Raw genomic sequence first — 12435 nt, 5'->3', positions numbered from 1 at the left:
GTTTCATTTTACAGACCCAAATGAAGAGCATTAGTGCCCTTCATTCATAAACAAGTACCCAATATCTCGCCCCGGGTTCTCCTTCCTCAACGACGGCCTTCCACCCCTGTTTATTATAGAAATGGAGCGCTTTGTGATTTGCGGAGACACATTTCAAGGTGACTGGCGTACCCAGCTCGGCCACAGCGTGTTGGAGTAACTGTCGACCCACTCCTTTGCCGGCAGCGGCTGGGTGAACGAAAAGATTATGAACAAACCGGTCAGGTACATACAATGAAGCGAAGCCAAGGATTCTGGCGTTCTCCTCAGCTACAATAATTTGTTCCTCAGACGTATCTTGGTCAAAATCATCAAGGGTCATCTCGTCTGTATTGGCCCAGTGAAAGCTTTCGCGGCGGGCTTCAAGATAAATTTGTCTCTATTCTGGAAAGTCTGTGCTACTCGCTTCTCTAATTATCATCCGATCAGTCCCCTTGTTTTTACTCCTGCCAAATTTGTAATAATGCCACAAGACGCTGCAACTCCTGGAAGGATACGCTTCAGTCTTACGGTTGTCACAGCTTGGCAGGAGTATTCTTTCGGGAGGTTAGAGGCATTTACCTATTTTTTTGTCGTTAAGTTCGGTTCCAGCAGCTCCTTTAATATTCGATACGCCTGCTCTTGCCGTTCTTCCGGGTGGCGTAACTGCAAGAGAATGCCCTCCCAAACCCACTTGTGCTGCTTTAGAAAAGACTCCTTCTCGTTTGTAAACATATCATGCAAGTCCAAATTAAGGGCAAGCGCGACTTTTTCCAGCGTGCTTATGCGAATATCCTTTTCCCCGCGCTCTAGTTGCCCGATATAGGAAGGCGTTGTGTTGCTTCGCTCTGCTAATTGTTCCTGGGTTAGGCCTTGGGCTAATCGATGCAACCGAATTTTCGCGCCGAGCTGTTCGGTGAATGGCTTCATGTCCTACCACAACCTTTCTACAAAAGAAGTGTAGACGAACAGCAAGCTGCGATGGAGTCTATAGTTGCGACTATTAAAAACTATGATTGTCGCATTAATTATAATGTAGTACAATTTTCCATATCACATGGAGAGGGAGGGTAGGGGCTGCATGTGGAAATTACGGGGAGCCGAAACAAACATTTATCCAGATTAGTGAGGCAATGACCAGCCCGCCACATAGCGGTCGAGCCTGGTGTTGTCGTGATGCGAATGCTGCACAGATGGTTGCCGATACCTAGCAGCGAAGGCGGGAATGGGAAGTTGAAGACGAAACGTGTAAAAATAGCTGTTCAAACCGTACTGCATTTGCACTGGGAACGACTGGAACTAAGCGACGAGGATATTGTTAGCTTGGCTGATGAAGTTGTGTGCTATCTAGCAGTTTTTGATCGTGTGGAGAAGGAAGTGAGCCTGGAAGCGACTACCGTTGTATGGGGCAAGCGGGAGCGAAGCGCACTGGGGCAATTGTCTAAGCAACAATTGTTTGACATACTGGAGGCTTCGCTAGGGGTAGAGGTGAATGGAACCTTTTTGAATGAGCTATACAAAGAGCTATGGCGAAAATTTTAGGAAGGAGGCTGAAAGATACTCTGAAGTACATTCAGGGCTGTGCGCAGCTCGTTGGGGTTTCGATCAATTAATAGCGCAATGATGGAAGACAATTGCTCGTTTTTAGGCTGGTCTACCAGAAGCATGGAGAATAGATCTGTTTGGCATGCATCCGCGATTCGATGCAGCGTACGGACGGTGACATTGCGTTCCCCGCGCTCAATTGCTCCGATGGCTGTGTGGCTCGTTCCGACCAACTCGGCTAATTGTTCTTGCGTCAAGTTTTGACTGATCCGGCATTGGCGGATCAGTTGGCCGATGCGCACTAAGGTGATGGAGTAGTCCACGATGTATTCATTCCCTTCAGAAGACTGCTTGACTAAAAGTGTAGGTAAGAAAGGAATAAATAGGCAGACAAATATATGATCTATTTTTAACAAAAAACAAATCGTATATGATTGAATTGACTTTCTGAGATTAAAATACTGAGACTTTTCATTCATATAACATGTGGAGAGGAAGTTGAGCCACCATGTTCCTTCCGATGATTGAGTTTTTCTTTAATATATCCCCCTGGCTTCTGGTGGTTTTTATCATTTCAATAATCATGTCATTTATCCTGTTGATCAAACTACACAAGAAGAGTAGGCGATAACGAAACAGACCCTCTTATCATAAAGAGGGCCTGACTACTATTCATCCTAAATGTCGGTGACTTATGGAATCTGCAGTACTTCGCCAACCTTCACCTGATAGGACTCGGGCAGGCCGTTGGCATCAGCGATCCGCTTGGCGCCGCTGTTGTCGCCATAATACTTGCGGGAGAGGCTATAGAGCGTCTCGCCCTTGCCTACCGTATGCTTCTTGTTGACCGTCTCGGTGGAGGAGCTCTCCCCCTTGCTTCCGCCTTTGTCGTTGCCCTTGCCATTACCCTTACCGTTGTCTTTGGCGGGCGAGCCGCCCTTCGGCTTGGGGATGGTCAGGTTGGTGCCTGCCTTGAGGCCACTGTCGGCATCGAGACCATTGTGCTCGGCGAGCAGCTTGACATAGTCGGTCGAGTCGTAAAATTTCCTGGAGATGCTGTACAGCGTATCGCCGGCCTGGACCAGATAGGTGGCGGGCAGCTTCACGCCGCTATAGTCGCCGCCATTGTTCCCTGTTGGGCGTTCGGCGGTTGCCGCATCGCCAAGCGCAGGGATCGTCAAGCGATCGCCTACCCGCATATCATTGATGAAGACGATCTGGTTGGCCTCGGCGATTAGAGAAGCATATTGATTGCTGTCATAAAATCGCATCGAGATCGAACGCAGCGTGTCCCCTTTGCGGACGGTGTAGGTGGCAGGAAGGGTGGCGGCTGGCTCCTTCTCTGGCTCTGGCTCCTTCTCCTGTGCCAAGGGCTCCTGCGCGCCAGGGACATCAAGCTCCTGCAGCGGGTCTTCGCCCTCGAGCGGCAGTCCGCCGCCGGACTCTCCGCTCTCGCCCGTCTCTTCGGGATCTACGGCGACTGCATCGGGATCATAAGGGGGCGAGCCGGCGGCAAGCTCGGTCGGCTCGTCCTCGTCGAGGCCGCCGCTGAGCGCTGTCCCGGCTTGCTGCAGGTAGATGCTGTACAGTACGACGCAGACGACCAGCAGCAGTCCGAGCAGCGAGAGCAGGACATAAAATGTAGTTCGACTTTGGCCGGCTTCAGCTCTGCTGGCAGTATTCTTGCGCATAGAGGGTCGTTCTCCTTTGTTACAATCTAGTTACTCTTATTTTACAACAATTTGCGCGCGATAAAACGGGACAAGCGGATAGATTATACTGGCCTAAGGAATCATATTGGCTGTCCGACATAGGTCTTGACGTGCCCGGCATGGGCATCTGGTCGGAGTTAGGGACGCCCATGCCGGCACGCCGATCGGCGGCTCGGGCGAAGGCCCGGCCGCAAGAAGCGCGTCCGATGCGATGCAATCGATCAGCCCTCCAACTGGCTGCGATACGCCTTGGGGGATTGGCCGGCTTGTTTTTTGAACACCTTGCTGAAATACTTCACGTCGCGATATCCGACCATCTCGGCGATCCGGGCGACGCTCAGATGGGGATTGGCCATCAGCCGCTTGGCCCGATCGATCCGGTAGCCGGTCAGATAGTCCGTGAAGCCGATGCCGTATGCTTGCTTGAAGCGGCGCGAGACATACTCGCGGCTGACGCCAAAGGCGGCGGCGATATCCTGCAGCGCCAGCTCCTCCGTATAATGCTGCTCGACATAGGCGAGCATATCGCGCCAGGCGGAGCCGCCGCCCTCGCGGGTCAGGCTGGCGACCCGCTGCGATAGCCGCGAGAGCCAGTGCTCCGCCCAGTCGCGCCATAGATAATGGGAGAAGGCATAGCTGTCCGGCGCTGGCGCAGGATGCTCCCGATCCTCACGCTCGGCCTCTGCCAGATAGGTCGCCGCTTGCTCGCCCAATGTCTCGCGCAGCAAGGCAGAGCGGAAGGCCTCGGCGTCGGCGAGCCATTGCGTCAGCTGCTCCGGCGTCACGCAGCCGGTGCGGGTCAGCTCATCGATCCAGCGCTGCGCCGCTTCGGCGAGCTCGCGGCCGCTGCCGCTCAGCACGGCGACCCGGGTGTCGTCCAGGACGCTCGCAAAGCTTGCGGGCTGCAGACGCTCGTGCAGGGCGGTCGGCCGATGCAGGTAGACGCCGCTGCCTAGCAGATTGCGCTGGCGGAGCGCCTGACGCGCCTCGCTGTACTGGGCAGGCAAGCTCTGCGGCAGCGCTCCGCCGCTCCCGAGACCGAAGTGCATGCGCCGCTGCAGGGTTGCGAGCAGCGCTTCGTTAATCTTGGTTACCAACGCTCCGGGGTCGTCGCTCGGCTCCCATAGCAGCAGGATGACGCCGCCGGAGTCCGCCCAGTAGCTGAAGGCGGTGCCGCGCTCGTCCGGATGGAGGAACTCGTGGCAGATGTTGGTCAGCATGAAGCGGAGCAGATCGCTGTCGTTGCCCATCCGCTCCATCAGTTGGCGGTCGGCCGTGTCCAGATGGAGCAGCAGCAGCCTCGCCTGCGTCGCCTCGGGCGGCACGACGCCCTCCTGACGGAGGCGACGAAGCGCCGCTTCGGCCGTGGCGGGATCGTGGATGATCGAGGACAGCAGCTTCTCGCCGTAGATCGGCTTGAACTCATTGAGCTGGATGCTCTGCCGCTGCTGCTGCGTACGCTCGCGCTCCTCCTCGCGCCAGGCGCGCGTCGCCTTGGCGACGGCGGTGTTGATCGCCTCGGGCTCGACCGGCTTCAATATATAATCGACGCCGCCATGTCTGACGGTGCTCCGCACGAAGTCGAAGTCGTCATGGCCGGAGACGACGATGAACTTGGTCGAGTCGGCGGACTCGGCGATCCAGGCCATCAGCTCCAGCCCGTGGCCATCCTCCATCATCATATCCATGATGACCAGCGCCGGCACGCTCTCCTCGATGTGGACGATTGCTTCGCGGCCGCTGGCGGCCTCTTTCACTTCCGTGATGCCATGCGCCTCCCAGTCGACCAAGAGGGCGATGGCCCGGCGCACCCGCGCCTCGTCATCGACGATCAATGCTCTCATCTCATCTCACGCTCCACTTGCTCCTATAGTCAGGTCGCGATCGCGACCGGTTCACTCCGCCTCGCGACGCGATCCGCTGCTACCGACCGGGATGTATACCGTGATCCGCACGCCCTGCGGCAGCACATTCTCGACCGCCAGCGACGCATCCTCGCCCTTGAACAGCTTGAGCCGCTGCAGCACATTGGCGAGTCCGATCGAGGACAAGCCTTCGGCGCCTGGACTACGAGCCGGCGTCGGTCTGGCCGCTCTTAGCTCGCTGTCGGCCTCCGGCTCTGCCCTGCTGCCGGGAGGCTGATCATCGAGCCCGCGCAGCCGGATCGAGACGTCCTCCTCGGGCAGCCAGTCGTTGCCGACGACGGCGTCCAGCCGCTCCTGCAAGGCGCGCAGCTGCTCCTCCGGCACGGGCAAGCCGTTGTTCTCCACGGTCACATAGACGCCAGCCGTACCGTCTGTCCGTCCCGTGATCCGGAGGATGCCGGGTTGCTCCGGCGTGGATTGGTAGCCGTGCTTGAAGTAATTTTCGAGGATCGGCTGCAGGATCATCTTGGGCATCGTCACGTCCCATACGCTGTCTTCTACATCATAGCTGTATTGGAAGCGTCCTTCAAATCGCTCCAGTTGCAGGTCGATATAGGCCTGGACATGATCCATCTCTTCGCGCAGCGTGACGACGCGATCCTCATTGTGCATGCTGTAGCGCATCATCTTGGCCAGCGAGGCCAGCAGGGCGTACACCTGCGGCACCTTGAGCTCGAGCGCCAGCGTGCCGATGATCTGCAGCGTGTTGTTGAGGAAATGCGGGTTGATCTGGGCCTGCATCGCCCGCAGCTGGTTGGTCTTGCCCGCCAGCTCCAGCTTGTACTCGCGCAGGATGAGGTTGTTGATCGTATCCATCATGCTGCGGAAGCGAACAGTCAGCGAGCCGATCTCGTCGTTGCTGCTCGGCCGGATATCGACGTCCAGGTTGCCCGACTGGATCTGATTCATGTAGCGGGCCAGCCGCTTGATCGGCGCGGTGATGCGGATCGAGATGATGATCGTGGCAGCGACGATCACGAGCAGCGAGAACGCCAGCAGCAGCAGATTGATACGGGCAGCCTGACTTGCCTCCCGCATCAGATAAGAGAGCGGAATCTGCTTGACCAGCGTCCAGGAGACGTTGCGGTCCTGGATCGTCTCGTAGATAAACACGCTGTCGTCCCGCTCAAAGTGGCCGCTCGGCGCCTCGGCGGCGGCGAGCGTCTCCGTATACCATCCCGCCTCCAGCGGCTGGCCGAATCGCTCCGGCTCGTCGCCATAGATGAGCCGCCCTTGCTCATCCACGAGATAGATCTTCTCCCGCCCCCGCACATAGAGCTGATCGGCGATATCGCCGAGCGCCTCCATACTTACATCGACCGCGAGATGACCGACCACCTCGGGCGACGGTACGTTCTCGATGCGGCGGTGCAAGGTGAAGACGGGCCGCGACGGGTAGCGGGGCTGCACATTGGTGAAGCCGTAGTAGGTGCTCATATGAGTGGGCTGCACCCATACGCTTCGGGTGCCGCCCCCGGCCTCCTCGTACAGGTCGGTATTGTACTGCCGCTGCGGCGTATTCAGCGTCACTAGCGTCGCTCGCCTGGCACCCTCCTCATGGAGGTACACCTGGAACACATCCGGCACCGAGGTGGCGATGGACAGCAGGACAGCGTACACCCGCGAGTTGCTCTGCGAGTCGTCGTAGCCGCCCTGCAGCAGATTCATGATCGAATAGATCGTCGAGGAGGAGCGGTTCAGATCATCGAGCAGATTGGCCAGATTGCGCCCGCCCTGGTACAGCAGATTGGCGTTCTCGGTGGCGACTCTCGACTTCAGCGATTCGGTCGTATATGTATAGGTGATGAACATCGTCGCGGCGATCGGGATGACGGTCGCGAGCAGCAGGAAGACGATAAGCTTGGCGCGTATGCTATTCCATCTCATCATCATTACCCCTCCCCCGATCAATATTTTACCCCTTATCGTTCACATCAGTCGGTGTTTATTGTACCTTATCCGCGTCATACTAACCATACAGTAGATTACTTGCAGATCGAAAGGGGGCTGTGCCTTGCGAAGCAATAACTTCCTCAAAAACCTCGGCTTGCAGTCGTTTTATGTAGGGCCGGTCATTTTATTCTTCACCCTCATTATGGTGGTGCCGTTTTTCCTCGGGATGTACTATTCCTTGACCGACTGGAACGGGGTCGCTCGTACGGTCAACTGGGTTGGCCTGGAAAACTTCCAGCGGATCTTCACGAACGATCCGGAGTTTTGGAAGTCGTTTGGCTTTACGGTGCGCTTCACGGTGCTTGGCGTTGTCCTGACCAATGTCGTCGGCTTTGCGCTGGCGTACTTCCTGACGCGGGCGCTCAAGATGCGCAATCTGTTGCGGACGATCTTTTTTATGCCGAACGTGATCGGCGGTCTGTTGCTTGGCTTTATCTTTCAGTTCATATTCATCAAAGGCTTCGATACGATCTACAATCTGACGGGCTGGTCCTTCTTCGGCTTGCCGTGGCTCGGGGATGCGACGACGGGGTTCTGGGGCATCACGATGGTATTCATCTGGCATCAGGCTGGCTATCTAATGGTCATCTACATCGCCTCGCTGACCAATGTGCCGAGCGAGATCCTGGAGGCGGCAGAGATCGACGGCGCGAGCCGCTGGCAGCTGTTGCGCAGCATCATCATCCCGCTCATCATGCCAGCGGTGACGATCTGTCTGTTCCTGGCGATCTCGTGGGCGTTCAAGATCTTCGATCTCAATCTCTCGCTGACGCGCGGCGGGCCATTCCGCTCGACGGAGTCGGTCGCGATGAACATCTATAACGAAGCGTTCCAGAACAACCGATATGGGTTGGGTACGGCCAAGGCGATGCTGTTCTTCGTCATCGTCGCCGTCATCACAATCGTCCAGGTCCGTCTGACGAAGAAACGGGAGGTGGAGGCGTAATGCAAAATCGAGCCTATACCGGACGAACGCTGGCGTTGGAGATCGGGATGGCGCTGCTGGCGCTCCTGTTCCTCTCGCCGTTCTACTTCCTGTTCGTCAATGCGGTGAAGACGTTCGGCGAGATTATGACCAACTCGGCGAGCTGGCCGACCGTGTTCCAGTGGGAGAACTTCTCCCGTGCCTGGTCGCTGACGCGCTTCCCGCTCGTCTTCTCCAACTCGCTGATCATCACCGTATGCAGCGTCATCCTGGTCGGGCTGATCAGCGCGATGGCGGCGTATCGGATGGTGCGCTACGACTCGCGATTCAACCGGATCTTCTTCCTCATCCTGATCGCCTCGATGGTCGTGCCGTTCCAGTCGATCATGATGCCGCTGCTGCGGGTCGTCAATGAGCTCGGCCTGACCAATACGCGCAGCGGGCTGGTCATGACCTATCTCGGGCTAGGCGCGCCGATGGCGGTGTTCCTCTTCCACGGCTTCGTCAAGTCGATTCCGCTGGAGATCGAGGAGGCGGCGACGGTCGACGGCTGCAACCGGATCAGCGTGTTCTTCCGGATCGTGCTGCCGATGCTCAAGCCGATGCTGATGACCGTCATCGTGCTGAACTGTCTGTGGGTGTGGAACGACTACCTGCTGCCGTCCCTGATCCTGCAAAGTCCGGGATTGCGGACGATCCCGCTGGCGACGTTCTCCTTTTTCGGGGAATACTCCAAGCAATGGGATCTGGCGCTGCCGATGCTCGTGCTAGGCATCCTGCCGATCATTATCTTCTTCCTGTTCCTGCAGCGTTATATCGTCGAAGGCATCGCGGCCGGGTCGGTCAAGGGCTGAGCCCTTACGTCCCGTCTCGCGTCCGACTATAGTCATACCAACAATTATTAGGGGGAAATGAAGCATGAATAAAAAGCATACGATCGTGACGGCCTCTGTACTGGCGATGTCCTTGATCCTCGGCGCGTGCGGCGGCGGCAACAACGCGGCCGACCCGAATAATAGCGGCTCCTCGAACGGCGGCGGCAATGCCGGCGGCGAGCAAAAAACAGTGACGCTGTTCCAGTTCAAGACGGAGATCGTCGAAGGGCTGAACGAGCTGAAGGTCGAGTTCGAAAAGGAATATCCAAACATCAAGCTGGATATCCAGACAGTAGGCGGCGGCGCCGACTACGACGCAGCGCTGAAGACGAAGTTCGCCTCCGGTGACGCGCCTGACATCTTCTCCAACAACGGCTACGCCAAGCTGGATATGTGGGAGGAGCGTCTGGAGGATCTCTCCGATCAGCCGTGGGTAGGCGACCTCGTGCCGCTGGCTGCCGAGGCGATCACCAAGGATAGCAAGGTATACGGCTTGCCATTGAACCTCGAAGGCTTCGGTTATATCTATAACAAGGACATCTTCGAGCAGGTCGGCATCGCTTCGCCGCCGCGCACCTACTCCGAGCTGGAGGCGGCTGCGAAGAAGATCCAGGAAGCGGGTATCACGCCATTTGCTAACGCGTATCAAGAGTGGTGGCTGGTCGGTAGCCAAGGCATCAGCAACGCCTTCGCCAACCAGGACGACACCGACGCCTTCATCGCTGGTCTCAATGACGGCACCGCGTCGATCGCAGGCAACGAGCACTTCAAAAACTGGGCCAAGCTGATGCAGCTGACGCTGGACTACGGCAACCGCAACCCGCTGACCACGGATTACAATACAGCCGTCTCGATGTTCGCCAACGGCGAAGCGGCGATGACGCAGAACGGCAACTGGGCGCAAGCGATGATCGACGGCATCACGCCGGACATGAACATCGGCTTCCTGCCGATGGCGCTGAGCGACGATGTGGAGCGCTCCGGCAAGGTGACGATCGGCGTGCCGGTCAACCTCGTCGTTAACAAGGATTCTGACGCCAAGGAAGAAGCGAAGACCTTCCTCAACTGGCTGGTCACATCGGATATCGGCAAGGAATATATCGTCAAGAAATTCATGTTCATCCCGCCGCTGACGACGATCCAGTCGACGCCGGAGGATATGGGCGCACTGGCAGCGGACCTGCAGAGCTACATCGATCGCGGCGAAATCTTCGCGCACAATGCGGGCAAATTCCCCGACGGCGTAGCGCAAGAGTTCGGCAGCGTCATCCAGGAATTCCTGGCCGGTCGCGTTGACGCCGACAAGTGGGCCGAGAACATGCAAGCGGCTTGGGATAAGCTGAAGTAAAAGAAGTTGAAGTAAAAGAATTTGAATTAAAAGATACGGCTAGTCGTTCAATGCTGGACGATCGGTTGCGCGGAGAGTCGAGGAGTGTCCAGTTGTGCTGTGGCCACTTGCTCGACTCTTCGCCGCATCATTCGGAGGGTTGCTCCAGCAACCATGCGACATGAACCATGCAACCATGCAACCATGCAGCCCATGAACCATACAACCATAACTGCAAAAGTACCTTTATTTTTCCCTTATGGCGTGTGTAGTGTGGTCATAACTGTAAAAGTACCTTTATTTTTGGGGAATGAGGCTTGATAACGGAAATTAGGCTGGATTAAGTGCACTTTCGCAGTTGTTTACCTGTTTTCGCTCAGTTTCGCTGTATTTAAAGGTACTTTTGCATTTGTTTCTCTAACTTGGCCAGCTCATGCTGATCAGCATGTTCGTCAGCGTCGGACTGGTCGGTCTTAGGATAGCTGTTTTATACAAATGGCACTACCTTGTAATACTTGATAACACCGACGATTTGCCACATTCCTCGAGTAGGTTAAGCATCTCGCTCAGGCAGCTTGGCGTTCTATTTTTGATCTAACAATCTACGGTGGGCTGCCCCAAGTCGGGGCTATACGCGATAAGTTGGGACAGCTAGACCAATGCGTATGTGCGGGTGTGCATCATGTGGCAGTCTAAGGTAGACTTGAATCATAACGCTTCAAACGCTACAACCAACCGACTGTTTCTGTCGACGTGCCTTGACGGGCGGTCGCAGGGGCAGTTTTTTTGGCTAACCGAAGGAGGCAGAGGATGAATACATCTGCAGGACAAGTACAAATCGGCATCGTCTATTATCCGGAGCATTGGGAGCGTTCGATGTGGGAGCCGGATATCCGGCGCATGCAAGAGACGGGCGTCAAGGTGGTGCGGATGGCGGAGTTCGCCTGGAGCCGGATGGAGCCGCGGCCCGGCGTCTACGATTGGGAGTGGCTCGATGAGGCGGTCGGCCTCTGCCATCGCTATGGCTTGCAGGTCGTGCTCTGCACGCCGACGGCGACGCCCCCGCGCTGGCTCACCGAGCGTCATCCCGTCATCCTGCCGATTCGGGCTGACGGCAGCACCTACCATGCAGGCGTGCGCGGCCACCGCTGCTACAGCAGCGAGGCGATCCGCAGCCATGGCGAGCGGATCACGGAGGCGCTGGCCCGTCGCTACGGCGAGCACCCGGCCGTGATCGGCTGGCAGACGGACAATGAGTTTGGCATGAACGATTGTCACTGCGAGGCGTGCAATACCCGGTTCCGGGCGTGGGTGCAGGAGAAATACGACTCGCTGGAGACGGTCAACCGGGAGTGGGGCACGGTCGTCTGGAGCGGCGAGTATAGCGACTGGAGCGAGCTGACGACGCCGTATGGCGGCTCGCGGTTCAACAACCCGTCGTATCTGCTCGACTATGCGCGGTTCCAGTGGGATCTGATCGCAGACTTTCAGCGCGGGCAGATCGCGATCCTCCGACAATACAGTCCAGCTCGCTGGGTGACGCATAACTTCCATACGTATCCGCAGCGGATGGACTTGTACCGGGTCGGCGCCGATCTGGACTTTGCTTCGTTCGACTATTATCCCAACACGTCGCCAGACAAGCAGTCGACCGGTCCCTACAGCGGCGCGCTTTCGCTCGACGTTACTCGCGGCATCAAGCGCCGCAACTTCTGGATCATGGAGCAACTGAGCGGACCGCCGGGGGCCTGGTTCCCGACCTGGCGAGCCCCTTATCCTGGCTTCATCCGGGCGCATGTGTGGCAGGCGATCGCTCGGGGCGCGGACACGGTCGTCCACTTCCGCTGGCGGTCGGCGGCGATCGGGGCCGAGCAGTTCTGGCATGGGCTGCTCGATCCGAGCGACGTGCCGGGGCGGCGATTCGCCGAGTTCGAGCGGCTATGCGGCGAGGTCAATCGGCTGTCGGCTCAGCTCCAAGGCACACAGCCGCGCCACGAGGCGGCGATCCTGCTCTCCCATGAGCAACTGGAGGCGCTGCGCATCCAGCATCAGGCGGAGGGGATGGACTACTATGAGAACATCAAGGATTACCACCGCGCTCTGACCAAGCTCGGCATCGGCTGCGATGCTATCTCGTGGACGGAGCGGCTGGATG

At 57.4% G+C, this 12435-nt stretch carries 11 protein-coding genes; 5 read left to right on the top strand and 6 right to left on the bottom strand.

Annotation, left to right across the window (positions count from 1 at the left end; genetic code table 11):
* Window positions 1-40: 40 nt before the first annotated feature.
* Both PA598K_RS34640 and PA598K_RS34635 read right to left on the bottom strand, forming a co-directional pair.
* A complete protein-coding gene (locus PA598K_RS34640; protein WP_260405762.1) occupies window positions 41-412 on the bottom strand; it encodes a GNAT family N-acetyltransferase in 372 nt (123 codons plus the stop codon).
* A 188-nt stretch (window positions 413-600) separates the two neighbouring features.
* On the bottom strand, window positions 601-948 hold the full coding sequence (locus PA598K_RS34635) for a helix-turn-helix domain-containing protein (protein WP_128661258.1): 348 nt from the start codon (window positions 946-948) through the stop codon (window positions 601-603).
* A gap of 303 nt (window positions 949-1251) precedes the next feature.
* On the opposite strand from PA598K_RS34635, the gene PA598K_RS34630 reads away from it, so the two are divergent.
* The gene (locus tag PA598K_RS34630; RefSeq protein ID WP_128661257.1) at window positions 1252-1560 is read left to right on the top strand and encodes a hypothetical protein; all 309 of its coding nucleotides are present in this window, start codon (window positions 1252-1254) and stop codon (window positions 1558-1560) included.
* On the opposite strand, the gene PA598K_RS34625 is transcribed toward PA598K_RS34630, so the two are convergent.
* The 4 genes from PA598K_RS34625 to PA598K_RS34610 form a co-directional block, all read right to left on the bottom strand.
* The gene (locus PA598K_RS34625) at window positions 1557-1886 is read right to left on the bottom strand and encodes a helix-turn-helix domain-containing protein (RefSeq protein WP_185602418.1); all 330 of its coding nucleotides are present in this window, start codon (window positions 1884-1886) and stop codon (window positions 1557-1559) included. The two genes, PA598K_RS34630 and PA598K_RS34625, sit on opposite strands and share 4 nt — an antisense overlap.
* 369 nt (window positions 1887-2255) lie before the next feature.
* Window positions 2256-3254 carry a LysM peptidoglycan-binding domain-containing protein gene (locus PA598K_RS34620; protein ID WP_128661255.1) on the bottom strand — a complete coding sequence of 333 codons (999 nt, stop codon included), beginning with the start codon at window positions 3252-3254 and terminating at the stop codon, window positions 2256-2258.
* Between the two features lie 242 nt (window positions 3255-3496).
* Window positions 3497-5119 (bottom strand): response regulator transcription factor, encoded by a 1623-nt coding sequence (locus PA598K_RS34615; protein WP_128661254.1) that lies wholly within the window; start codon window positions 5117-5119, stop codon window positions 3497-3499.
* A gap of 51 nt (window positions 5120-5170) precedes the next feature.
* On the bottom strand, window positions 5171-7090 hold the full coding sequence (locus PA598K_RS34610; protein WP_260405760.1) for a cache domain-containing sensor histidine kinase: 1920 nt from the start codon (window positions 7088-7090) through the stop codon (window positions 5171-5173).
* Between the two features lie 205 nt (window positions 7091-7295).
* Here PA598K_RS34610 and PA598K_RS34605 point away from each other — a divergent pair, with 205 nt between their 5' ends.
* From PA598K_RS34605 to PA598K_RS34590, 4 genes are all read left to right on the top strand, one after another.
* Window positions 7296-8099, top strand: coding sequence for a carbohydrate ABC transporter permease (locus PA598K_RS34605; RefSeq protein WP_260405761.1), 804 nt, complete (start codon window positions 7296-7298; stop codon window positions 8097-8099).
* The gene (locus tag PA598K_RS34600; RefSeq protein WP_128661252.1) at window positions 8099-8932 is read left to right on the top strand and encodes a carbohydrate ABC transporter permease; all 834 of its coding nucleotides are present in this window, start codon (window positions 8099-8101) and stop codon (window positions 8930-8932) included. The genes PA598K_RS34605 and PA598K_RS34600 overlap by 1 nt, the downstream gene beginning before the upstream one ends.
* A gap of 64 nt (window positions 8933-8996) precedes the next feature.
* A complete protein-coding gene (locus tag PA598K_RS34595; protein ID WP_128661251.1) occupies window positions 8997-10301 on the top strand; it encodes an ABC transporter substrate-binding protein in 1305 nt (434 codons plus the stop codon).
* A 789-nt stretch (window positions 10302-11090) separates the two neighbouring features.
* A partial coding sequence (locus PA598K_RS34590) for a beta-galactosidase (protein ID WP_148092042.1) occupies window positions 11091-12435 on the top strand: 1345 nt, incomplete at its 3' end.

Source organism: Paenibacillus sp. 598K (assembly GCF_003851045.1).
Taxonomy (GTDB): Bacteria; Bacillota; Bacilli; order Paenibacillales; family Paenibacillaceae; genus Paenibacillus_D.
The sequence above is the reverse complement of the archived record's forward strand: the minus strand, read 5'-3'. Positions and strand labels throughout refer to the sequence as shown.